23 protein-coding genes are annotated in these 21187 nt (G+C 62.0%); 13 read left to right on the top strand and 10 right to left on the bottom strand.

Translation table 11 applies throughout. From position 1 onward, the window contains the following. Window positions 1-66: 66 nt before the first annotated feature. From AC5STB_RS07320 to AC5STB_RS07330, 3 genes are read left to right on the top strand one after another with little or no spacing between them, the layout of a single operon-like run. Complete coding sequence (locus AC5STB_RS07320; protein ID WP_495442301.1) at window positions 67-816, top strand: SDR family oxidoreductase; 750 nt, start codon at window positions 67-69, stop codon at window positions 814-816. Continuing rightward, window positions 813-1424: an enoyl-CoA hydratase/isomerase family protein gene (locus AC5STB_RS07325; RefSeq protein WP_495442302.1), complete on the top strand. Its 612-nt coding sequence runs from the start codon at window positions 813-815 to the stop codon at window positions 1422-1424. The genes AC5STB_RS07320 and AC5STB_RS07325 overlap by 4 nt, the downstream gene beginning before the upstream one ends. Next, entirely contained in the window at window positions 1421-2107 is a 687-nt protein-coding gene (locus tag AC5STB_RS07330; RefSeq protein ID WP_495442303.1) for a VOC family protein, read from the top strand. The genes AC5STB_RS07325 and AC5STB_RS07330 overlap by 4 nt, the downstream gene beginning before the upstream one ends. On the opposite strand, the gene AC5STB_RS07335 is transcribed toward AC5STB_RS07330, so the two are convergent. Continuing rightward, on the bottom strand, window positions 2104-2397 hold the full coding sequence (locus AC5STB_RS07335) for an HNH endonuclease family protein (protein WP_495442304.1): 294 nt from the start codon (window positions 2395-2397) through the stop codon (window positions 2104-2106). The genes AC5STB_RS07330 and AC5STB_RS07335 overlap by 4 nt on opposite strands. A 68-nt stretch (window positions 2398-2465) precedes the next feature. Between AC5STB_RS07335 and AC5STB_RS07340 the strand changes: the two genes are divergently transcribed. Beyond that, window positions 2466-3665, top strand: a complete 1200-nt coding sequence (locus AC5STB_RS07340; protein WP_495442305.1) for a TIGR03862 family flavoprotein — start codon at window positions 2466-2468, stop codon at window positions 3663-3665. On the opposite strand, the gene AC5STB_RS07345 is transcribed toward AC5STB_RS07340, so the two are convergent. The 5 genes from AC5STB_RS07345 to AC5STB_RS07365 form a co-directional block, all read right to left on the bottom strand. Further along, window positions 3638-4228 carry a glutathione S-transferase family protein gene (locus AC5STB_RS07345; RefSeq protein ID WP_495442306.1) on the bottom strand — a complete coding sequence of 197 codons (591 nt, stop codon included), beginning with the start codon at window positions 4226-4228 and terminating at the stop codon, window positions 3638-3640. The genes AC5STB_RS07340 and AC5STB_RS07345 overlap by 28 nt on opposite strands. A 76-nt stretch (window positions 4229-4304) precedes the next feature. Continuing rightward, the gene (holA, locus tag AC5STB_RS07350; RefSeq protein ID WP_495442307.1) at window positions 4305-5333 is read right to left on the bottom strand and encodes a DNA polymerase III subunit delta; all 1029 of its coding nucleotides are present in this window, start codon (window positions 5331-5333) and stop codon (window positions 4305-4307) included. Next, complete coding sequence (gene lptE, locus AC5STB_RS07355; protein WP_495442308.1) at window positions 5330-5845, bottom strand: LPS assembly lipoprotein LptE; 516 nt, start codon at window positions 5843-5845, stop codon at window positions 5330-5332. The genes holA and lptE overlap by 4 nt, the downstream gene beginning before the upstream one ends. Further along, window positions 5832-8396: a leucine--tRNA ligase gene (gene leuS, locus AC5STB_RS07360; protein WP_495442309.1), complete on the bottom strand. Its 2565-nt coding sequence runs from the start codon at window positions 8394-8396 to the stop codon at window positions 5832-5834. The genes lptE and leuS overlap by 14 nt, the downstream gene beginning before the upstream one ends. Before the next feature lie 88 nt (window positions 8397-8484). Further along, complete coding sequence (locus tag AC5STB_RS07365; protein ID WP_495442310.1) at window positions 8485-8973, bottom strand: DUF3576 domain-containing protein; 489 nt, start codon at window positions 8971-8973, stop codon at window positions 8485-8487. Window positions 8974-9282: 309 nt separating this feature from the next. On the opposite strand from AC5STB_RS07365, the gene AC5STB_RS07370 reads away from it, so the two are divergent. Continuing rightward, complete coding sequence (locus AC5STB_RS07370; protein WP_495442311.1) at window positions 9283-10311, top strand: porin; 1029 nt, start codon at window positions 9283-9285, stop codon at window positions 10309-10311. A 123-nt stretch (window positions 10312-10434) separates the two neighbouring features. Further along, window positions 10435-11085 carry a YggS family pyridoxal phosphate-dependent enzyme gene (locus tag AC5STB_RS07375; RefSeq protein WP_495444572.1) on the top strand — a complete coding sequence of 217 codons (651 nt, stop codon included), beginning with the start codon at window positions 10435-10437 and terminating at the stop codon, window positions 11083-11085. Between the two features lie 57 nt (window positions 11086-11142). On the opposite strand, the gene AC5STB_RS07380 is transcribed toward AC5STB_RS07375, so the two are convergent. Next, window positions 11143-11652 (bottom strand): L,D-transpeptidase family protein, encoded by a 510-nt coding sequence (locus AC5STB_RS07380; protein WP_495444573.1) that lies wholly within the window; start codon window positions 11650-11652, stop codon window positions 11143-11145. A 2-nt stretch (window positions 11653-11654) separates the two neighbouring features. After that, window positions 11655-12743: a GTP cyclohydrolase II gene (ribA, locus tag AC5STB_RS07385; protein WP_495442312.1), complete on the bottom strand. Its 1089-nt coding sequence runs from the start codon at window positions 12741-12743 to the stop codon at window positions 11655-11657. Window positions 12744-12915: 172 nt separating this feature from the next. Here ribA and AC5STB_RS07390 point away from each other — a divergent pair, with 172 nt between their 5' ends. Next, window positions 12916-13602: a response regulator transcription factor gene (locus AC5STB_RS07390; protein WP_222476556.1), complete on the top strand. Its 687-nt coding sequence runs from the start codon at window positions 12916-12918 to the stop codon at window positions 13600-13602. Window positions 13603-13833: 231 nt separating this feature from the next. Beyond that, complete coding sequence (locus AC5STB_RS07395) at window positions 13834-14622, top strand: exodeoxyribonuclease III (RefSeq protein ID WP_495442313.1); 789 nt, start codon at window positions 13834-13836, stop codon at window positions 14620-14622. 178 nt (window positions 14623-14800) lie between these two features. Here the strand turns inward: AC5STB_RS07395 and AC5STB_RS07400 are convergent, their stop codons facing one another. Continuing rightward, window positions 14801-15322 (bottom strand): DUF6653 family protein, encoded by a 522-nt coding sequence (locus tag AC5STB_RS07400; RefSeq protein ID WP_495442314.1) that lies wholly within the window; start codon window positions 15320-15322, stop codon window positions 14801-14803. A 74-nt stretch (window positions 15323-15396) separates the two neighbouring features. On the opposite strand from AC5STB_RS07400, the gene AC5STB_RS07405 reads away from it, so the two are divergent. The 3 genes from AC5STB_RS07405 to AC5STB_RS07415 are packed head-to-tail and all read left to right on the top strand — an operon-like array spanning window position 15397 to window position 17180. Next, window positions 15397-16323: a tetratricopeptide repeat protein gene (locus tag AC5STB_RS07405; protein WP_495442315.1), complete on the top strand. Its 927-nt coding sequence runs from the start codon at window positions 15397-15399 to the stop codon at window positions 16321-16323. A 27-nt stretch (window positions 16324-16350) separates the two neighbouring features. Then, complete coding sequence (locus tag AC5STB_RS07410; RefSeq protein ID WP_495442316.1) at window positions 16351-16995, top strand: LON peptidase substrate-binding domain-containing protein; 645 nt, start codon at window positions 16351-16353, stop codon at window positions 16993-16995. Further along, window positions 16992-17180 (top strand): Trm112 family protein, encoded by a 189-nt coding sequence (locus AC5STB_RS07415; RefSeq protein ID WP_495442317.1) that lies wholly within the window; start codon window positions 16992-16994, stop codon window positions 17178-17180. Before AC5STB_RS07410 ends, AC5STB_RS07415 begins: the two co-directional genes overlap by 4 nt. Before the next feature lie 24 nt (window positions 17181-17204). Here the strand turns inward: AC5STB_RS07415 and AC5STB_RS07420 are convergent, their stop codons facing one another. After that, window positions 17205-18431, bottom strand: a complete 1227-nt coding sequence (locus AC5STB_RS07420) for an FAD-dependent monooxygenase (RefSeq protein ID WP_495442318.1) — start codon at window positions 18429-18431, stop codon at window positions 17205-17207. A gap of 110 nt (window positions 18432-18541) precedes the next feature. Here AC5STB_RS07420 and AC5STB_RS07425 point away from each other — a divergent pair, with 110 nt between their 5' ends. Together AC5STB_RS07425 and AC5STB_RS07430 are read left to right on the top strand one after the other, a co-directional pair. Next, window positions 18542-19873, top strand: a complete 1332-nt coding sequence (locus AC5STB_RS07425) for an amidase (RefSeq protein WP_495442319.1) — start codon at window positions 18542-18544, stop codon at window positions 19871-19873. A gap of 109 nt (window positions 19874-19982) precedes the next feature. Continuing rightward, window positions 19983-21161, top strand: a complete 1179-nt coding sequence (locus AC5STB_RS07430) for an aminotransferase class I/II-fold pyridoxal phosphate-dependent enzyme (protein ID WP_495442320.1) — start codon at window positions 19983-19985, stop codon at window positions 21159-21161. Window positions 21162-21187: the final 26 nt, after the last annotated feature.

The raw sequence follows: 21187 nt of genomic DNA on the forward strand, positions 1-21187 counted from the left end.
TTGGGCTGGACCGTTCCCCCTAAGGGCTTTACCACATGGGTTACCAGTCACTGGGAGGGACGGCGGATGGATTTCAACGGGAAAACAATTGCAATTACAGGGGCCAGCCGCGGGATTGGTGCGGATGCAGCCCGGGTCTTTGCCGCCGCAGGTGCCAATCTGGCTTTGCTGGCAAGGAGCGGCGACGCCTTGCAGGCCCTAGCTGAGGAGATCGGCGGAAACGTGCTGACCTTTGCTTGCGATGTGGCTGACTATGCTTCGGTTGAGGCGGCGCTGGCCAAGGCGCATCAGCATTTCGGCAGCCTGGATGTCCTGATCAATAACGCCGGGGTGATCGAGCCGATTGCCCGGCTGGAGGCCGCTTCGCCGGATGGCTGGGGAAAGCTGATCGATATCAACCTGAAAGGTGTCTTCAATGGTATGCGGGCAGCGCTGCCGCTGATGAAACCGGCAGGCGGCGGTACCATCATCACCGTCAGTTCTGGCGCGGCCCACCGGCCGCTGGAGGGGTGGAGCGCATATTGTGCGTCGAAGGCGGGGGCTGCGATGCTGACCTCTGCACTTGACCTGGAAGAACGCGGCAACGGCATCCGCGCCATGGGTCTGTCGCCGGGGACCGTCGCGACCCAGATGCAGCGGGAGATCAAGGCCAGCGGCATCAACCCCGTGAGCGAACTGGACTGGGAAGACCACATTCCGGCCGAATGGCCGGCCCGCACACTGATGTGGATGTGCACTGGCGACGCAGATGATTATGCCGGCCGGGAGGTTTCCCTGCGCGAGGACAGCATCCGCAAACGGGTTGGGCTGGTATGATCGGGCTGAAAATCGCGGAAAACGGATTGTGGACCATCACCATTAACAGGCCGGACAAGGCGAATTCGCTGACAGAGGCAATGCTCACAGAGCTGGCGGAAATTGCCGAACGCGCGCAGGAGGCCCGCGGGCTGATCCTGACCGGAACCGGCAAGGTGTTCAGCGCAGGTGCCGATCTGGACGAGGCGCGGGCAGGACTGGCGACCTCGCCGGTGTGGGAGCGGCTGTCGGCGGCAATGGCCGCTGTTCCCTGCCTCAAGGTGGCTGCGCTTAACGGCACCCTGGCGGGTGGTGCCAATGGCATGTTTCTGGCCTGCGATATACGTATTGCGGTGCCGTCGGCCAAATTCTTCTACCCCGTAATGAAGCTTGGCTACTTGCCGCAGCCTTCGGACGCGGGCCGGATGACGGCGCTGATCGGGCCTGCCCGAACTAAGATGATCCTGGCAGCCGGGCAGAAGATCACTGCTCGGGACGCTTATGACTATGGCCTCGTGGACCGGATTGTGGAGCCTGAGGCATTGCTTGAAACAGCAAGGGAGCTCCTGGCCCATTCGCTGGAGGCCAAACCGGAAATTGCTGCGGGCATCCTGAGGATGTGCCGGTGAAGCGGCTTTCCGGGCTGCGGTTGCAGGTTGAGGAACCAGAGCGGCTGGCAGATTTCTATGCGGATGTGTTCGGAATGGAGGCCCGGGCTGAAGGTGAGGCTTGGCGCGCCGGTTATTCAGGCGTGGATGCGGACTTGATCCTGCTGCCTGGCGGCGCCCGGGCTCCGCACTCGCGTGATGAACGCTACTGGAAGATCGGCATCTGCCTTCCCGACCTGGACATCGCCTGTGAGCATCTGCGGCAGAAAGGGGTGGAGGTTTCGGCTCCGCACCAGTTCCGCGATATCGGCTATATGGCGCATCTGCACGATCCCGAAGGCTTTGCCATTGAGCTGCTGCAGCATGATTTTCTTGGCAAACGGCCGGACGGCGCGGGTGATGCTGCTCTGCCGCTGGGAGGCGGCGCGCATATCGGGCAGATCACTTTGCGGACCGGCGACATCGCGGCTGAGCTTGCCCTGCGCGCTGACATGAAACTGCTGTCGGTGCAGGATGTGGCGGAGTTCGGGTTCGCTCTGCATTTCCTCGCCTTTACTGAAGAAACGCCGCCAGATACGGACTTGCAGTCTATGGTGAACCGGGAATGGTTGTGGCGACGGCCCTACACGACGCTGGAATTCCAGCACCTTCCAGGAGCTCAGGTGCGCGACAGCCCGGCCTTCATGGGGCTTGAAATCAGTTAGCGCTTGCGACGCTTGCCTGGCACCCGTGACCGGAATTCCGGCGGGCGTTTCCGGACCCAGGCGATGAATTTCGCCAGCCGCGGATGGGCCTGCAGAGCTGCCGGGGTGTTGAAGTCGCGGGCCAGTTCCGCTTCGGTCAGCGTAGCATGAACTTCGCGGTGGCAGATGTCATGCAGCAGAACGGTTGGTCCGCCCTTGCCTCCTTTCAGTTTTGGGATCAGATGGTGCAGGCTTTGCGGGGCGCCTTCTGGGATAGGGCGGCCGCAGAGCGGGCAAACCGGATCGGACATGCACAGGCCTCGGCTGGTTTTGTGCGCGCATTAGACACGCCTGCGGTGAGGGCTGGCAAGGGGATGGTATGACAGAGGCGTGGGATGCAGTGGTGGTGGGTGCCGGTCCAGCCGGGCTGATGGCTGCCGAGGAACTGGGCCGCGCCGGACACCGTGTGCTGGTGGCTGAGGCCAAACCGTCGGCGGCACGCAAGTTTCTGATGGCGGGCAAGTCCGGCCTCAATTTGACCAAAAACGAACCTTTCGAAGAACTGATCACGCGTTACGGTGAGGCGGCGGACTGGCTGGCGCCGATGGTCCGGGACTTTGATGCGCAGGCTGTACAGGACTGGGCGCAGGGGTTGGGAAGTGAGCTGTTTACCGGTTCCACCGGCCGGGTGTTCCCAAGGGTAATGAAAGCATCGCCGCTTTTGCGGTCCTGGTTGGGGCGTTTGGACGGGTATGGCGCACAGATCCGAACCCGTTGGTGCTGGGCAGGATGGGACGGTGCGGCCCTGGTCTTTGAAACGCCGGGCGGTCCGGTGCGGATAGAGGCGGGCGCCACCGTTCTGGCACTAGGCGGTGCAAGCTGGGCCCGGCTGGGCTCGGATGGGGCGTGGAGGCCGCTGTTGCAGGATAGAGCGGTAGAAGTCGCCCAGTTTAAGCCTGCCAACGCCGGGCTTCTGGTGCAGTGGTCCAAGCATATGGCGCCGCAATTCGGCCAGCCGCTCAAAGGGATTGCGCTGCATGCTGGTGGTCAGGCTTCGCGCGGCGAGGCGGTGATTTCGCAGCGCGGGCTGGAGGGCGGCGGCATTTATTCCGTCTGCGCCGAGGTACGCGACGGCGCGGTGCTGCATATGGATCTGCTGCCGGATCTGAAAGAGGCGGAAGTTGAACGCCGCCTGTTGCGCCCGCGCGGCAAGGCGAGTTTCTCCAATTACCTGCGCAAGACCTTGAAGCTGTCACCGGCAGCGGTAGCGCTGTTGCAGGAATTCGGGCGCCCGCTGCCGCAGGATGCGCAGGCTCTGGCAAAGCTGATCAAGGCGCTGCCGGTGCAACACGCAGGCCTGCGCCCAATGGATGAGGCGATTTCGACCGCCGGTGGTGTTTGCCGGCATGCGCTGGACGGTACCCTGATGCTTAAACAGATCCCCGGAACCTTCTGCGCCGGGGAAATGCTGGACTGGGAAGCGCCGACGGGCGGTTACTTGCTGACCGCTTGTCTGGCCACCGGGCGCTGGGCGGGTCTGGCGGCTGCGGATTATTTGGCGAGTTCGGCCACACGCTGAAACGCCGGCCGTTCCCGCATCCGGTTGCCGTAGTCCTGCAGCTTTTCACCCTCAACCGGGAACTTGGCGCTGCGCGCCCAGTTCAGGCAATGGGTGCATATGATATCAGCAATGGTGAATACCTCTCCCATCAGGAAGGGGCCTGCCATCTTGCTTTCAAGCCGTGACAGGTTATGGGAAAACTCCCATTTCAGGCTGCCTTTCACCTCTGGCACCCGCTGTTCTTCCGGCAGGATGAAGCTGTGCCGGGCAGCGGCCCACAGGACGGCATCGACCTCGTCCAGAAGCAGATGGGTGATTGCGTCCTGCTTGGCGCGGGCAATCGTTCCTGCGGGGGCCGTCAAAGCGCCGTGCTTGTCAGCGAGATAAGTAAGGATGGCTGTCGAGTCGGTGATGACCTCACCTTCTGCCTGCAGCACTGGCACCTTACCTGATACATTCAGCGCCTGCACTTCAGGGCTGCGGGGGCCATGCTGGTTCAGCTCATAGGGCTGCCCAAGCTCTTCAAGCGCCCACAGCACCCGGTAGGTGCGGGTAAGCGGAATCCCGGTGACCGTATACATCATCTTTCTCCTGTTCTTACCTGACCATGATGGGCGGCGCTGTAAGGCGGATCAAGCGGGACGGTACGTTCCGGGTTCAGCGGGCGCGGCTGAGCATGGCTAGCCGGATCAAAGCCCGCTCCATCAAGGCCAGCGCCGGAGCTGTCTGGCCGGCAGAACGCAGCGCCAGATCAGTGTCGGTGATGATCGTCAGGGCCGTCTCCAGCCGGTTTGCGCCCCAGTTCTGCGCCTGCCGCAGCATCCGGTCGCGGCGTTTGCCATAGAGCGGCGGACGCAGCTGGCTGATGCCCTGGGCCGGGCCGCCGGGTGCCGATGCAATGGTATAAAGCGTCCGGAAATGCCGGGTGGCGCCGATGCAGAGGGTTACGGCGTTGGTGCCCTGCGCCTGCAGGCGGCGGATCAGAGGGCCGATTTCCGGGCTGCGTCCCTCAGCCACGACGTTCAGCACGTCATCCAGCGCGGCTTCGGTCGACTGCGGGGCAACGGCGCCGATGTCGCCCAGCGAAAGCGGGCTGCTGTCGCCGTGCTTGTAAAGCGCCAGCTTCTCGACCATGCGGGAAAAGTCGCCGGGGCCGATGTCATTGGCGATATCCGTCAGTGCCGACATGCTGTCGCCAGGCACGTCGCGGATGCCGGCCTCTCCCAGAATGCGTTCGATCTCGGCGCGCGATGGCGGGTCGTCGTAGATTCCCACCGCATAAGCATTGTTGTGGCCCTCAAACGCTTTGCGCAGCTTGGAGGACGCTTTCAACTGGCCAGCCGTCACAACGATCTGCGCATCACCAGGCTGCCACTCCTCCAATGCAGTGGTTATGGCTGGGGCGGCGGTGTCATTCGCGCCTTCGACAAATACCGCGCGGACACCGGGAAAAAACCCGACCGCCTTGACCGCATCCAAGAGCTGTGCCGGGTCCTTGCGCAGGTCGCCGCCGGGCAAGCGGGTTAGGCGCATTTCCTCCTCGGCGCCGGGGCCAAGCAGGGCGGCCAGCACCTGTTGCCGCTTCAGGGACACGCGCATTGCGTCGGCGCCATAGATCAGGATCCCGGTCTTGCTGGGATCGGGCTTGGCGAAGTAGCCGTCAGCTTCGCGCGGGGAAAGCTTCATTCAGCGGAGGCGGAGAGATCCGCAGTTGCCAGAATCTGCGTGGTGATCTGATCGGCTAGAATCACCATCAAACGCTCGTGTGCGTCCCGCTCGCCCGCCAGGGTCTCCACCGTTGACCCAGTGGCAGAGTAGCCGGTGAAATTTCGCACGGTGCCGCTGGACGTCACCTTGCCATCCGATTGCCGGGTCAGCGAAAATCCCGCGGTGCCGATCACCGAATAGCGGGTGATTTCATTATCCGCTGTAATCGCCTGTCGTTCTTCCTCAGTGCTGAGAGTGAGGTCCAGCTTATAAGCGGTGCCGTTGCCGCGGCCTAGGCGCTGTTCCAGGTTCTGCACTAGGAAGTAGGCGTCAGAGCCGTCGGCCCCTTTGATTTTTTCCGGTGCCTGAACTTCGATCTGGCCATGCAGCGCTGTGCCGGTCCCGCCAGGGGCGTAGACCGGGGTAAAGCCGCAGGCCGCTGCCACAACGGGCAGCGCGATCAGCAGGGTTCTGTGCTTAAGCAACGACATTTACAATTCGGCCTGGAACCACGATCACCTTCTTCGGGGCGCCGCCATTCAGCGCCTTTTGCACAGCTTCGTGTGCCAGGGCGAGTTTTTCAACCTCCGCCTTGTCCAGATCCTTTGCGACCTCGATTTCACCGCGGCGCTTGCCGTTGATCTGGATCGGCAGGGTGACGGTGTTCTCGACCAGCATGGCGTCGTCGGCAACCGGCCAAGGGGCGGTGGCGCACAAGCCTTCGCCGCCCTGATGGTTCCAGATGTCCTCCGCCAGGTGCGGGGTCATCGGGGACATCAGCTGCGCCAGGGTCATGATCGCCTGTTTCTGCACCTTTGCGCTGGCCTTGGATTTAGCAAGCGTATTGGTGAAGGCGTAGAGCTTGGCAATTGCCGCGTTGAAGCCGAAGGAATCAACGCCAAGGGTCACGTCGCGGATGCATTTGTGCATCTCGCGCAGCAAGTCCTCATCACCTTCACCAGCCGCGTCTAGGTCCATTTCGCCAATGCGGTCGCAAAGGTTCCACACCCGGTTCAGGTGCTTATGGGCGGCTTCGGCGCCGGCGGCGGTCCATTCCACGTCACGCTCGGGCGGTGAATCGGACAGTACGAACCAGCGGGCAGTGTCTGCGCCGAAGGACGAGATGATGTGCAGCGGGTCCACCACGTTGTTTTTGGACTTGGACATTTTGGCGGAAGGGATGATCTCAACCTCGGTGCCGTCCTGTAGGAAACCCTTGCCGTCGCGGAATTCCACTTCCTCGGGGTAATGGTAAACCGGGCGGTGGTTGCCGCCGGTGGTTTTGTAGATCGCATGGGTCACCATGCCCTGGGTGAACAGCGCATCGAACGGTTCGATGGATTTTTCCGGCAGGTGGCCGCAGATCTGCATAGCGCGGGCAAAGAAGCGCGAATAGAGGAGGTGCAGAATCGCGTGCTCGATGCCACCGATGTACTGGTCGACGTTCATCCAGTACTCGGCCTCGGCCATGTCGGTCGGGGTTTCGGCGCGCGGGGCGGTGAAACGGGCGAAGTACCAGGACGAATCGACGAAGGTGTCCATGGTGTCGGTTTCGCGCTGGGCCGGCTTGCCGCAGGACGGGCAGTCGCAGTTGCGCCAGGTCGGGTGACGGTCCAGCGGGTTGCCCGGGACAGAGAAGTCGATCGGCTTGCCGCCTTCATCATAGGGCAGCGCAATCGGCAGGTTCTCTTTCTTCTCCGGCACCACGCCGCAGTAATCGCAGTGGACCACGGGAATCGGGCAGCCCCAATAGCGCTGGCGGGAGAGGCCCCAATCACGCAGGCGGAATTTGGTGACGCCTTGGCCCCAGCCGGCCTTCTCGGCAAAATCCACTGTGGCGTCGATGGCTTCCTCGCCGGTGGCCTCGGTCAGCCCGGCGAAATGGCTGACCCAGCGGACCTTTTCGGTTTTCGGCGGAACAAATGCTTCGTCTGCTACCGGAGTGTCATTTTCCAGCGCAAAGAACGTGTCGATGACCGGCAGATCATACTTGCGGCAGAAGTCCAGGTCGCGCTGGTCATGCGCCGGGCAGGCAAAAATCGCGCCGGTACCGTAGTCCATCAGGATGAAGTTTGCGATCCAGACCGGCAGCTCCCACTCCGGATTCAGCGGGTGTTTGACGCGGATGCCGGTATCATAACCCAGCTTTTCTGCCGTCTCGATGGCTTCCTCGGTGGTGCCGCCTTTGCGGCACTCGGCGACAAATGCCGCAACCTCTTCCGATTCGGCTTCCAACGCCTTGGCAATGGGATGATCGGGCGAGATGCCGACAAAGGACGCGCCCAGCAGCGTGTCGGGACGTGTGGTGTAGACCTCAATTGGCTCTTCGCCATCGGTGCGCTCAAACGAGAACTGCAGGCCGCGCGACTTGCCGATCCAGTTTTCCTGCATCAGGCGGACCTTGGCGGGCCAGTTCTCCAAGCCATCCAGCGCCGACAGCAGTTCTTCGGAGAAATCGGAGATCTTGAAGAACCACTGGGTCAGCTCGCGCCGCTCCACCAGCGCGCCGGAACGCCAGCCGCGGCCGTTCTCGACCTGCTCGTTGGCGAGCACGGTCATGTCGATGGGGTCCCAATTCACCACCGCGTTCTTACGGTAGACCAGCCCCTTCTCCAGGAAGTCGAGGAACAAAGCCTGCTGCTGGCCGTAGTATTCCGGGTCGCAAGTCGCGAACATGCGGGACCAGTCCAGCGACAGGCCCAGCGGCTTCATCTGCTCGACCATGGTGTCGATGTTCGAATAGGTCCAGTCCTTGGGATGCCCGCCCGAGGCCATCGCGGCGTTTTCGGCCGGCATGCCGAAGGCGTCAAAACCCATCGGATGCAGCACATTATGGCCGGTCGACAGCTTGTAGCGCGCGATTACGTCACCCATCGTGTAATTGCGCACATGGCCCATGTGCAGCTTACCTGACGGGTAGGGGAACATCTCCAGCACATAGTACTTGGGCTTGTCGCCGGTACGCTTGGCCTGGAAAATCCCGGCCTCATCCCAGGCCTTCTGCCATCGTGCTTCGATTTCAGGAGCTATGTAACGCGGCATCAGAGCGGTCCTTTGCATGAAAACGCCGGGCAAGTGGCCCGGCGCTTCTGATAATGGGGCTTGGCTGGTGATTCCAGAGGGCGCAGGGTCAGAGTTTCTTGTCCGCGATCCGCAGCTGTCGCGCGCGCGACAGAATCGCGTCCTCGACAGCGCGGGTAGTGCTGGCGCTGACAGCACCGCCTTTGGACTGCAGCGCCACGTTCAAGGAGCGTGCGTCCAGCGCCGGATCTTTAATGTGGATCGTAGCACGGTAAGAGCGGCCGCCGCCGGGCGGGGTGCCGTAGCCGGTCACGATAACGCCAGTGAAAGGGTCAACCGACTGCACAGGCAGGAAGCTCAGCACATCCAGGCTGGCGGTCCACAGATAGCGGTTCACCTGAACGGTCTGATCCGGCTTGGCGTTCAGGAAATCGAAGATGGACGACTTGGTCGCGTTACGTTGGATCTCTTCCTTTTGGCTGATCGTCCGTGCCGTGCTTGCCGGCGCCTCGCCGCTTCTGTTGCCGCCGCCGCAGGCCGCGAGGCCAAAACAGATCGCGCCGATCACTGATACCCGCAGGGTCTTTCCGTATTTCATAACCGCTCCCGGAGCCTTTTTCTGCGCGAACACCTAACGCAAGGCGCGACGGCGGAGCAAGGGCTTTGGCTTGTATGACGCTGCTCCTGCGGGGCATTTCCTGGTCTGGCAGAGGATAACAGGGCTGATCGGGGATGTTCCGGGGGCTCAGCCGGGCGGACTGTGGCAAAGCTGCACCATCCAGACCCGCATCGTTTCGCCCAACTTTCGCAAGCCTTGCCAAAACGGGGGTGAAAGAGCGAAACCCCTTGGCATACCCACGCCGGATTCCCCGGTTTGGGCATAGGATTAGAAAACCGAGGGAAAAACATGAAAAAGGTTCTCTTCGCGACTACCGCGCTGATCGCCACCGCAGGCATGGCCGCGGCAGAAGTTAAGATCTCCGGCTATGGCCGTTTTGGTCTGGACTGGAACGAAGCCAACGACCGTGACGTCAACGGCCGTTCCGAAACCAACATCACCAGCCGTTTCCGTCTGACCTTTGACGCGTCGACCGAAACCGACGGTGGCGTGACTGTTGGTGGCCGGATTCGCGCCCAGGCAGAAAGCCGTGACGGCGTTGCCGGTGTTGCTAACTGGTCCGCTCCGCAGTTCCACGTCGCATACGGCGGCCTGCGTGTTAACGTCGGCAACATCTGGGGTGCAGTCGACTCCGTGCAGGGTCTGTACCTGAACACCACCTCGGTCGGCACCGGCATCGACGGCATGGGCTTCAACTCCCTGGCCATCGGCAACGGCTTCAACTGGGACACCTTCACCTCCGCAGGCAACGGCCGCAACGGTGTTGAAGCGATCTACTCCGCAGGCGGCTTCACCGGCCACATCTCCTACTCGAACCAGAACGACACTGTGACTGCCGCAACTGAAGCGGAGACCACCGTTGACTCCGACGGCGACACCGTGACCCTGGTTGAAGCAACTGACGCCAGCGTCACCGAGGGTGAAGAGCGTATCGCAGTGGCTCTGGGTTACTCCTTCGGCGACTACTTCGTGTCCGGTGCTTACCAGGACTCGAACGTTGAAGCCAACGACGAGCTGGGCTTCCTGGCAGTCGGCGGTGACTTTGGCCTGTTCGGCGCGACCCTGTCCTATGGTACCACCATGGCGAGCGACTCCGTTACTCTGGCTGGCGACTTTGAGCTGGGCTCCGCGTCCACCATCGTTGCATGGGTGAACTCCGCTGATGCACAGGAAGATGGCGGCCGTGACGGCACTGCCTTCGGCATCAACTACGAGTACGACCTGGGCGGCGGCGTAACCTTCGTTGCTGGTGCGGTTAGCTCGCACGCAGACGAAGACGAAAACTCCGTTCAGGCAGGTCTGCACTTCAGCTTCTAAGCTGAAGCACGCCTAGCGTGACTTTCGGGGCGGGTTCCTTTGGGGCCCGCCCTTTTCTTTTGTGGCTTAACATTTCCCGGCAAACAGTGTTTTTTGCGGCCAAACAGTGATGAGGCCGAACCCATGCCGCTTGAAGAAATAAAGTCCAGAATTGCCAAGGCTGAGAGCAAGGCCGGCCGCGAACCGGGCAGCGTGCAGCTGATTGCGGTGTCCAAGGTGCAGCCGAATGAACGGGTCGAGGCGGTTTTGCGTGATGGCCACCGCTGCTTTGGCGAAAACAAGGTGCAGGAAGCTGCGGGAAAATGGCCGGACTTCGCGGAACAGTTTGACGGGATTGACCTGCATCTGATCGGCCCCTTGCAAACCAACAAGGCGCGCCAGGCAATGGAGTTGTTCGACAGCATCCATTCAGTAGATCGGCCCAAACTTGCAAATACAATAGCCCGGCTGGCACAAGAGCTGGGTAAATGCCCGGATCTGTTCATTCAGGTGAATACGGGTGAAGAAGAGCAGAAGGCGGGTGTAATGCCGGCGGATGCGGACGCCTTCATTGCACAATGCCGTAAGCTGGATCTGCCCGTGAGAGGGGTGATGTGTATCCCGCCGGTTGATGAGGAACCCAGCCTGCATTTTGCGCTGTTGGCGAAGATCGCCGAACGCAATGGTCTGCAGGGGTTATCGATGGGGATGAGCGGTGATTTTGAATCAGCCATTGCGCTTGGCGCGACCCATGTCCGCGTCGGTTCCGCTATCTTCGGTGCCCGGACCTATTGAAGCGCAATAGTTTTCTAAGAACTTTTGCCAAGACTTTTCTGAAAAGTCCTGGGCGGGTCAGGCGCGGCTTAAGGAAGGCACAATGACCCGGGTGCCGGGCTGAATCCGGGCGGCCAGCCAGTGGAGGCTGGCCCGGGAAAAGGCAATACAGCCTTCAGTTGAGTAGCCTGGACGGCGCCATTGGTGAATGAAGATCGCGGACCCTTTGCCGGGAACGGCATCCGGCCAGTTCCAGTCTGTAATCAGAACCAGGTCATATAACGGGTCTGCCCGGCGCAGCCGTTCGTGGCTGAAAGCATAGGGGGCCTGTACACGGTGGTTGTAGCTGCTGTGGCTTGCTTCATCTGACCAGAGGTCCCGCGGGCCAATGGGTTCAGCCCAGGGCGCAGGGCGGCGCAACCTGTCCGGACGGTACAGCATGCCTGCGATCCGGTGAATGCCGACCGGTGTGGTGCCATCGCCTTCGCGCTTGTCCGCGGACAGCCCGCCCTTGCCGATCGAGCAGGGCAGCACCCGGCCCATAAAGCGAACACCGGCCGGGGTCAGGACCAGATCCGCGGGCGTCATCATTACAGCATGTGTCCGGATTTCCGGGCCTTGGTGGCCAGGTAATGCTGATTGTGGGCGTTTTCCCCCACTTTCAGCGGCACCCGTTCAGCCACCTGAATGCCGGTTTTTTCCATCATTGCGATCTTGTTGGGGTTGTTGGTCAGAAGCCGCACCTGTGAAAAGCCCATTTTCTGCAGGATGGCCGCGCCCAGACGGAAGTCGCGCTCGTCGTCTTCAAACCCTAGCCTATGGTTGGCTTCCACGGTGTCGAATCCCTGATCCTGCAGTGAATATGCCCGCATCTTGTTGGCCAGACCGATGCCGCGGCCCTCCTGGTTGAGGTACAGAAGAACGCCCGCGCCTTCCGTCCCCATCTGCGCCAGTGCGCCCTGCAGCTGCGGGCCGCAGTCGCATTTGAGCGAGCCCAGCACGTCGCCGGTGAAACAGGCCGAATGGAGCCGTGCAAGCACCGGTTTGGTGCGGTCCGGGCGGCCGACTTCCACGGCATAGTGCTCTTCCGCGCCGTCTTCCGGGCGGAAAATGTGAAGCCTGCCGGCTTCGGCAGCTGTCATCGGCAACCGGGCCGCTGCAACCGGGTGCAGCGGCGAGCTTTCGCTTAGCAAGGGGGTTGCAGCACTGCGCGAAACGGTTGTCAGGCCATGGGATGCGGCAAAGTCGGACGGATCGCTGACGGGTACAAGCACGGCAGCGGGCAGCAGCCGCGCAGATTTTGCCAAGGCAATCGCCAGCCGGTGCAGCTCCGCGCTGCCGCCGCGCTGGCTGGACAGCGGGCCTTTCATCGGTGTGTTCAGATCATCCGCCGGATCCGCCAGGGCTTGGATCCAATTCAGCCCCTCGGATACCGGGACGCACACACGGGCGGTATCCTCGTCATAAACCCGCGCCTTCAGCGTTTCCGCCCGGCGGGCTGTCAGCGCCAGAGACAACGGGCCCAAGGACCGCATGTTCGACAGGCGCGCCTCAGTCAGTGCTTCCACGGCAATTGCCAGCGCAGCCTCGCCACCGTCTGTCAGCACAACCGGCAGCCCCATGCGCAGATCGACCCGGGCACGGGCCAGCAGTTCGATCATGGTGGGCATCAGGCTCATGCAGTGCATCCGATGTTATTTTGTAACAAAGCTTGCTGTCTTTACGCCGAAATGCAACGGATGTGAAACAATTTCCATACCATGGACACGTCGGCGTGAGAGTTTTGCAGCAAATCTTGCCGCGGGCGCAAGGGATGCGCATGTGTGGTCTTGAGAACAGGAGGGCGAGCCGATGGCGCAACTGAAGAAAATTCTGCTGGTTGATGACGATGAGGACCTGCGCGAGGCCTTGAGCGAGCAGCTGGTGATGACCGAAGATTTCGACGTGTTCGAAGCGGAGAATGGTCAAACCGCGATGGAGCGCGCCAAGGAGGCCCTTTATGATCTGATTATTCTGGATGTCGGCCTGCCGGACACCGACGGGCGCGAGCTGTGCCGCCTGATGCGCAAGCAAGGGGTGAAGGCGCCGATCCTGATGCTGACTGGCCACGACACCGATGCCGACACCATCCTTGGCCTGGACGCAGGCGCCAATGACTATGTCTCAAAACCCTTCAAATTCCCGGTGCTGCTGGCCCGCATCCGCGCCCAGCTTCGCCAGCATGAGCAGTCTGAGGATGCCGTCTTTGCGCTTGGCCCCTACACATTCAAGCCATCGATGAAGCTGTTGATTACCGAGGATGAGCGCAAGATCAGGCTGACCGAGAAAGAAACCAACATTCTCAAGTTCCTGTACCGCTCCAGTGACGGCGTGGTGCCGCGCGATGTTCTGCTGCATGAGGTCTGGGGGTACAACGCTGGTGTGACCACTCATACGCTGGAAACCCATATCTACCGTTTGCGTCAGAAAATCGAACCCGATCCCTCGAATGCGCGCCTGTTGGTGACAGAATCGGGTGGGTACCGCCTGGTTGCCTGATGCAGATGGCGTTGAGACAGATCAAAGAAGAAACCGGGATTCATCTTTAGAAGTCCCCTATACCCGCGCACATCCGGGTCACGATGTGCACCTCCCTGTTGGACTTGGCCGGGCCGTGCGCTCGGCCTTTTTTACATTGAAGGTCTGCTTGGCTTTAAAAACGGTTCTGGCACTTCCGGGCGGGCACAGGCAGTATCGCCGCCAAACCCGGATCACATGACGAGGCGCACGATGCCATTTACCCTTGCCACCTGGAACATCAACTCAGTCCGCCTGCGCGAGCCGATCGTGCAGAAGCTGTTGCAGGAGGAAGGACCGGACGTGCTCTGCTTGCAGGAATGCAAGAGCCCGGTGGAGAAGATCCCGATGGAAGGATTTGCGGCACTCGGCTACACGCACATGATTGCCCGCGGCCAGAAGGGTTACAATGGCGTCGCGATCCTGTCGCGGCTGCCGATCGAGGATATCGGCGACAAGGATTTTGCCGGCCTCGGCCATGCCCGTCACGTCGCGGGCCGGCTGGAGAACGGGGTGGTTATCCACAACTTCTATGTGCCTGCGGGCGGCGATGTGCCAGACCGGGAGCAGAACGAGAAGTTTGGCCAGAAACTGGATTATCTGACGGACATGCGCGATTGGTTCCATGCGGAAAAGCCGGAGCAATCGATTCTTGTTGGCGATCTCAATATCGCCCCGCGCGAGGATGACGTCTGGGACCACAAGAAGCTGCTGAAGGTCGTCAGTCATACGCCGGTTGAAGTGGAGCATTTCGCTGAGGTGATGGAAGCGGGCAGCTGGTCCGATGTGACCCGCAACGATATCCCGGAAGGCCGCCTCTACAGCTGGTGGAGCTATCGGGCCAAGGATTGGGATGCGGCCGACAAGGGGCGCCGCCTGGATCATGTCTGGGCGACGCCGGATATCAGGCATGCGGCCCACTCCAGCCGTATCCTCCGCGGCGCCCGCGGCTGGGAGAAACCCAGCGATCACGCGCCGGTGTTCGCGACCTTCGATCTTTAACTGAAAGCGGGGCGCTCTCGCCTGATCACGAATATCCGCCTGATCTACTTTTTCAGTTCGACACGGCACTGCGTTGCCGCGCAGTGCGGGAGCGCCGCGCGCCAGCGCGGCGCCCGGCCCAACACCACAGGGGAACCGGCAAAGCCGGAACCCTCAGCGGAGGCGGGAGCAACAGGGCTCAGCGCAGCCAGCGGGCATAGTCGGGGTGTTTGTCTTGCATGTCCTGGTAAAGCCAGGCCATCCGGTCCAGAAACCACAGCTTGCCGCCAATCACTAGAATGAGCCCGGCCAGCGCAACTCCCGGATTCAACGCCCAAAGACCGTGAACCCAAGGGATCACGCCGATGCCTGACATCCAGGCCAGCCCCTTCGCCCACGTCTCGTTATGATGCGGGACAGGTATCTGCGCCCGGTTCAGAAACACCCGTTCGCCAAATGTGCCGCGCGAGGCCCAGTTGTCCGTGCTGGCAGGCCGTGCAAAGGCACGTGGGTTCCACCAGGTCCACGCCAGCACCAGCAGAACCGGCAGCAAGGCGCCCCAACCCAGCCAGACCCTTGACCAGATGGCCAGCGTCATCAGCGGCAGTACCGACATCCGGCTGAAAACGCTCCACGGGTTGGCGTGACGCGCCCAGGCGTCGTCGTCCATCCTCATCAGCCGCTCTGACTCGGCGAAGAGATCAAACCGGCGGCGGGACATTGGCAAACTCCTCTCTTGGTTTCCGGCGCGCAGGATTCCATATAGGGGGCAAGTTCCTAGCGGAGAACAATCTGATGAGCGAAATTCTTGGCAGCGCCGCCCCGGCGGATGATCTGATCAAAGACGTGACCGAGGCCACCTTTATGCAGGATGTAGTGGATGCATCCATGCAGGCGCCGGTGATCGTGGATTTCTGGGCGCCCTGGTGCGGCCCGTGCAAGACCCTGGGCCCGATGCTGGAGGCGGCTGTCATTAACGCCAAGGGTGCGGCCACCATGGCCAAGATCAACGTGGATGAAAACCAGCGCCTGGCCCAGGCCCTGGCCCAGCAGGGTCTGCCGCTGCAGTCGATCCCGACGGTCGTGGCCTTTGTGCAGGGGCGGCCGGTTGATATGTTCCAGGGTGCGCTGCCGGCGTCCGAGATCGATGCATTCGTGAAGAAAGCGATTGAGGCCGCGGGCGGCACTGCCGATGGCGGTCTGGGGGAAGCGCTGGAAGCAGCTGAGCAAATGCTGGCAGAAGGGGCGGTTGCGGATGCAGCCCAGACCTTCGCCGCAATCCTGGGCGAGGATGACAAGAATGCTGCCGCATATGGCGGGCTGGCGCGCGCCCACATAGCGCTGGGTGACCTGGACCAAGCTGAAGCGGTTCTGAACGGCGCCCCTGCTGAAATTTCCAGTGCGCCGGAGATCGAAGCGGCCCACGCGCAGATTGCCCTGGCACGGCAGGCGGAGAATGCCGGTCCGGTGACAGAGCTGCGGGCGGCGGTGGACGCCAGCCCGGACGACTTGCAGGCGCGTTTCGACTTAGCGCAGGCGCTGCACGCAGCGGGTGATGCAGAGGCAGCGGTAGCCGAACTGCTGGAGCTGTTCCGCCGCGACCGGGAATGGAATGACGGCGCCGCCAAGACACAGCTGTTCACCATCTTCGACGCGTTGAAGCCAAATGATCCGGTTGTCCTGAATGGGCGCCGCAAACTCAGCTCGCTGATATTTGCCTAACACCGGGGCAGCGCTACACTCTGTCCCATGATCCAGCCTGCCGATCTGCCGGACACGATTGCCGTGTTTCCATTGCCCGGGGCGCTTTTGCTGCCCCGGGCCCGTCTGCCGTTGCATATATTCGAGCCGCGGTATCTGCAAATGTTTGAAGACACTCTGAAAACACGGCAGCGGTTGATCGGCATGGTGCAGCCTTGTCCCGCGCCGCACGGCAATGGAGAGGACCTCCACAGTATTGGCTGCGCCGGGCGGGTTACCCAATTTTCCGAAACAGAGGACGGGCGCTACCTTGTCACGCTGTCCGGCGTGTCCCGGTTCCGCATCGCCCGCGAAGCGGGAGGCTTCACGCCGTACCGGCGCTGCGACGTCACCTGGACGGGGTTTGATCGCGACCTTGGCCGCTGTGAGGCGGATGAGTCTCTTGACCGCCCGTCATTTCTGGACTTGCTGGAACGCTTCTTCTCCGCCCGCCACCTTTCTACGGATTGGGAAGCCCTGAAAGATGCGGATGATGAGCTGTTGATCAACTCTCTGGCGATGCTTCTGGAATTCGATCCCGAGGACAAACAGGCCTTGCTTGAGGCGCCTTGCCTTGCCACAAGGCGGGAAACGCTTGTCACTTTGATCGAGTTTGCCTTGCGCGGCGGCTCTCAGGAGGAAACCCTGCAATGACCGAAACTCAGGCGCCTGCCTTTGACCGCCGGATGCTGGAAGCACTGGTCTGCCCGCTGACCCAGGCAGTGCTTGAATACGACGCCCAGGCGCAGGAATTGGTTTCCCGCGCGGCCAACCTTGCATTCCCGATCCGCAATGGCATTCCGGTGATGCTGGTGGATGAGGCGCGCGCGCTGGATTAATCCTGCCAGCGGCTCCAGTCCTTCTTAAATTGCCTGCCCTTTCAACAGCCGCGGCAGATCTCCGGTCAGGCCGGCCGCCTCGCGCACGAAGCCGCGGCGCAGCCCAGGCATGGCACCCGCAAGTCCCATGCCGATGTCCCGGCCCAACCGCAGCAGCGGGTTGTCGTTGGAGAACAAGCGATTGAACATGTCAGTTGCCGCCGCCAGCGAAGCAGTGTCGAAACGGCGCCATTGCTGGTAGCGCTCCATCACTAGGGATGAGCCGATGTCCTCGCCCCGCCGGGTGGCCTCGGTGATCACTTCTGCCAGCGCGCCAACATCGCGCAGGCCGGCGTTCAGGCCCTGGCCTGCAATCGGGTGCATCCCATGCGCGGCATCGCCGATCAGCGCCATCCGGTCGCCGATGAAACTATTGGCAATGGTCAGGTTCAACGGGTAGGTGAAACGTTTCCCGGCCAGGGAAATCCCCCCTAGGAAATCGCCGAACCGCGGGCGCAGCGCCTGGATGTAGTCCGTGTCATCCAGCGCGTGGATCGCCTGGGCAGTCTCGGTTCGTTCGCTCCACACAATCGACGACCTGTTCCCCGGCAGCGGCAGGATCGCCAGCGGCCCGGGCGGCATGAAGAATTGGTGGGCGATGCCGTGGTGCGGCTTTTCATGGTCGATAGCGCAAACCAGCGCGGTCTGGCCGTAGTCCCAGCCGGTGCGCTTGATGCCGGCCCGCTGCGCGGTACCGCTGCGGCGCCCGTCGGAGCCGACCAAAACCTGGCCGCGCAGTTCTCCGCCGTCATCCAGCGTGACCGTCACGCCGCTCTGATCCGGCGCTTGTGCGACCACGGTGCGCCCGGACACCAGGGTAATGCCGGGGGCATTCTTCATCGCTTGCAGAAAAGCGCGGCGCAGGAAGCGGTCTTCGACCATGTATCCCATCGGGCCTTCTTCCAGCTCCGCGTGGTCGAAGTGGATGAAAAACGGCGATGGCCCGTGGCCCGCGTGGCCGTCCGTCACCTTGATCTCCAGCATGGGTTGCGCATTGTCCCCGACATGCTGCCAGACGCCGGTCTGCTGCAGCAGCCGCTGGGAGGCAAGCGCCAGCGCATAACCGCGGCCATCAAACCCCTCATCCGCCAGTTTGTCAGGAGTCAGAGAGTCGACCACGGTGACGCTGTGGCCGGTCTGTGCCAGGGCCAGGGCCAGCGCGGGACCGTTCAACCCGCCGCCTACGATCAGGATATCGGACGCATTTTTCATGCCCCGCAATATGCGCCTGCTGGCGGGATTGTCCATGCAGGAAGCGCAGGATTGTGCCTGCGTCCTGCTGCCGCTACCGTCACCAGCAACTGCCTAGGGGAGATATGCTGATGCAAGACTGGCTGACGATGACTGCCGCCGATCTGGGACGCGGGATTGCGGCTGGTGAAATTAGCCCAGTGGCCCTGACGCGCTGCTATCTGGATGCCATCGATGCGCATCCCCTGAAAGACCGGGTCTACACGCAGGTGTCTCATGACCGCGCCCTGGCGGAGGCGGAAGCGGCACAGCAGCGCGCCGATCTGGGCCTGCGCCGTTCGCTGCTGGACGGGGTGCCAATCAGTTGGAAAGATTTGTTCGACAGCGCAGGCACCGCAACCGAATCCGGCTCGGACTTGCTCAAGGGGCGGGTACCGGATCAGGATGCCGCCGTGCTGTCCAATGCAACACTCATGGGCACAGTCTGCCTCGGCAAAACCCACATGAGCGAGCTGGCGTTCTCCGGCCTTGGCTTCAACCCGGTCAAGGAAACACCACCCTGCGTTAACGACCAGGAGGCAGCCCCTGGCGGGTCGTCCTCCGGGGCGGCTGCCTCGGTGGCATATGGGCTGGCAGCGGGTGGAATCGGCTCTGATACGGGCGGTTCTGTCCGGATTCCCTCTGCCTGGAACGATCTTGTGGGGCTCAAGACAACCTCCGGCCGGATCACACTGGAGGGCGTCGTGCCTTTGTGCCTGAAGTTTGACACCGTCGGTCCGCTGGCCCGCTCGGTGGAGGATGCCGGGCTTTTGCTGGGTGTGCTGGAAGGGACCGCGGGACCTGATCTGCGAAACCCCGGATCCCTTAAAGGCTGCCGGTTTGCGGATTTGCAGAACGTGGCGCAGGAAAATCTCGACCCCAAGGTTGCCGCAGCCCACCGCGAAACGCTGGAGAGGCTGCAAGGCGCCGGGGCAGAGGTTGTGCTGCTTGAAGTGCCTGCGCTGGACGAGGCGATGAACCTCAGCCCGATTCTCTACACGACTGAGGCCTATGGCCTGTGGAAGGACGTGATCGAGGCGTCGCCGCAGTTGATGTATGCGGAGATTCTGGAACGCTTCCGCTCCGGAGCTCAGTTCAGTGGCGCGGATTATGTCGCAGCCTGGACCAAGCTGGAACAGTGCCGCATGGCCTGGGATCAGGCGGTGGCTGGGTTTGATGCGGTGCTCAGCCCGGTTTCGCCAATTCTGCCGCCCAATCTGGACAGGTTGCAGAGCGATCATGACTATTACATTCAGTCCAATCTTCTGGCGCTGCGCAACACCCGGATTGGCAATTTGATGGGGGTATGCGGGCTGTCGCTGCCCACTGGCACACCCAGTTGCGGGCTGCAGGTGCTGGGACAGCCGGATTGCGAGGAGGCCCTGCTGCGCACCGGCGCCGCGATTGAGGCTGCCTTGGCCTGAAAGCCACATATGGCCCGCTGGCCGTATCACCGGGTGGACGCGTCGGCCCGCCCCCTGTAACCTGAGGCGCAAACGGGGCGCCAATGATCCTGTGACTGAGGCATACGATATGGATTTTCCTGAGCGGTTTTCGAACCTGCCAGCCTATGCGTTTCCGCGCCTGAGAGCGCTATTGGACCATCACACCCCGGGCGGGGACGTGGTGCATATGACCATTGGCGAGCCAAAACATGCATTTCCTGGCTGGGTCACCGATGTCATTGCGGAAAATGCCGCCGGGTTTAACAAGTACCCGAACAATGATGGCACGCCGGAACTGCGCGGTGCGATATCGGACTGGATCAGCCGACGCTATGGTGTGACCGCGGACCCCGAGGCCCAGATCATGGCGCTGAACGGCACCCGCGAGGGGTTGTACAATGCCGCCATGGCTCTGTGCCCGGAGCAGAAACACGGGCAGAAGCCGGTGGTGCTGATCCCGAACCCCTTCTACCAAGTTTATATGGTAGCCGCGATTTCCGTAGGGGCAGAGCCTGTTTTCGTTCCCGCGGCGGCGGCCACCGGCCATTTGCCGGACTATGAGAGCCTGCCCGAGGACGTGCTGAACCGCACGGCGGTTGTTTACATATGTTCGCCTGCGAACCCGCAAGGCGCGGTGGCCTCTCGCGCGTACTGGACCAGACTGATCCAATTGGCCGAAAAACACGATTTCCGCATCTTCGCGGATGAATGCTATTCCGAGATCTATCGTGATGAGGCACCTACGGGTGCGCTGACCGTTGCGCAGGAAGTGGGCGCGGATCCCGAACGGGTGGTGCTGTTCAACTCGCTTTCGAAGCGTTCGAACCTGCCGGGGCTGCGTTCAGGACTGATTGCCGGAGGGCCGGAAACCATCAAGCGGGTCAAGCAGCTGCGTGCCTATTCTGGTGCTCCGCTGCCGGGTCCATTGCAGGCCGCCGCCGCCAGGGTTTGGGCGGACGAAGCGCATGTGGCGGAGAACCGTGCGCTCTATCAGCAGAAATACAAGATTGCCGATGAGGTCTTTGATGGCCTCAAGGGCTACATGGCACCGGAAGCGGGCTTCTTCCTTTGGCTTCCAGTGGACAATGGCGAGCAGGCCGCGCTGAAGCTGTGGAAGGAAACCGGGGTGCGGGTACTGCCCGGCGCCTATCTGGCACAGGGCGCACCAGGACAGAACCCGGGCGAAACTTACATCCGGGTGGCACTGGTCGCGCCCGCTGAGGAAACCCGCGAGGCGCTGCGCACGCTGCGTGGCTGTCTTTACTGAATTCTGCTGCGCGGCCCTTGGCTGAG

The sequence above is a fragment of the Leisingera sp. CC-HEC093 genome, from assembly GCF_059429195.1.

Excerpts from the sequence above, each read along its gene's own strand:
- holA (WP_495442307.1), bottom strand. The coding sequence starts at position 5,333 with ATGAAGCTTTCCCCGCGCGAAGCTGACGGCTACTTCGCCAAGCCCGAT.
- AC5STB_RS07335 (WP_495442304.1), bottom strand. The coding sequence starts at position 2,397 with ATGTCCGATCCGGTTTGCCCGCTCTGCGGCCGCCCTATCCCAGAAGGC.
- leuS (WP_495442309.1), bottom strand. The coding sequence starts at position 8,396 with ATGCCGCGTTACATAGCTCCTGAAATCGAAGCACGATGGCAGAAGGCC.
- AC5STB_RS07390 (WP_222476556.1), top strand. The coding sequence starts at position 12,916 with ATGGCGCAACTGAAGAAAATTCTGCTGGTTGATGACGATGAGGACCTG.
- AC5STB_RS07430 (WP_495442320.1), top strand. The coding sequence starts at position 19,983 with ATGGATTTTCCTGAGCGGTTTTCGAACCTGCCAGCCTATGCGTTTCCG.
- AC5STB_RS07405 (WP_495442315.1), top strand. The coding sequence starts at position 15,397 with ATGAGCGAAATTCTTGGCAGCGCCGCCCCGGCGGATGATCTGATCAAA.
- AC5STB_RS07325 (WP_495442302.1), top strand. The coding sequence starts at position 813 with ATGATCGGGCTGAAAATCGCGGAAAACGGATTGTGGACCATCACCATT.
- AC5STB_RS07400 (WP_495442314.1), bottom strand. The coding sequence starts at position 15,322 with ATGTCCCGCCGCCGGTTTGATCTCTTCGCCGAGTCAGAGCGGCTGATG.
- AC5STB_RS07340 (WP_495442305.1), top strand. The coding sequence starts at position 2,466 with ATGACAGAGGCGTGGGATGCAGTGGTGGTGGGTGCCGGTCCAGCCGGG.
- AC5STB_RS07425 (WP_495442319.1), top strand. The coding sequence starts at position 18,542 with ATGCAAGACTGGCTGACGATGACTGCCGCCGATCTGGGACGCGGGATT.
- AC5STB_RS07380 (WP_495444573.1), bottom strand. The coding sequence starts at position 11,652 with ATGACGCCCGCGGATCTGGTCCTGACCCCGGCCGGTGTTCGCTTTATG.
- AC5STB_RS07415 (WP_495442317.1), top strand. The coding sequence starts at position 16,992 with ATGACCGAAACTCAGGCGCCTGCCTTTGACCGCCGGATGCTGGAAGCA.
- AC5STB_RS07370 (WP_495442311.1), top strand. The coding sequence starts at position 9,283 with ATGAAAAAGGTTCTCTTCGCGACTACCGCGCTGATCGCCACCGCAGGC.
- AC5STB_RS07375 (WP_495444572.1), top strand. The coding sequence starts at position 10,435 with ATGCCGCTTGAAGAAATAAAGTCCAGAATTGCCAAGGCTGAGAGCAAG.
- lptE (WP_495442308.1), bottom strand. The coding sequence starts at position 5,845 with ATGTCGTTGCTTAAGCACAGAACCCTGCTGATCGCGCTGCCCGTTGTG.
- AC5STB_RS07365 (WP_495442310.1), bottom strand. The coding sequence starts at position 8,973 with ATGAAATACGGAAAGACCCTGCGGGTATCAGTGATCGGCGCGATCTGT.
- AC5STB_RS07345 (WP_495442306.1), bottom strand. The coding sequence starts at position 4,228 with ATGTATACGGTCACCGGGATTCCGCTTACCCGCACCTACCGGGTGCTG.
- ribA (WP_495442312.1), bottom strand. The coding sequence starts at position 12,743 with ATGAGCCTGATGCCCACCATGATCGAACTGCTGGCCCGTGCCCGGGTC.
- AC5STB_RS07410 (WP_495442316.1), top strand. The coding sequence starts at position 16,351 with ATGATCCAGCCTGCCGATCTGCCGGACACGATTGCCGTGTTTCCATTG.
- AC5STB_RS07420 (WP_495442318.1), bottom strand. The coding sequence starts at position 18,431 with ATGAAAAATGCGTCCGATATCCTGATCGTAGGCGGCGGGTTGAACGGT.
- AC5STB_RS07395 (WP_495442313.1), top strand. The coding sequence starts at position 13,834 with ATGCCATTTACCCTTGCCACCTGGAACATCAACTCAGTCCGCCTGCGC.
- AC5STB_RS07320 (WP_495442301.1), top strand. The coding sequence starts at position 67 with ATGGATTTCAACGGGAAAACAATTGCAATTACAGGGGCCAGCCGCGGG.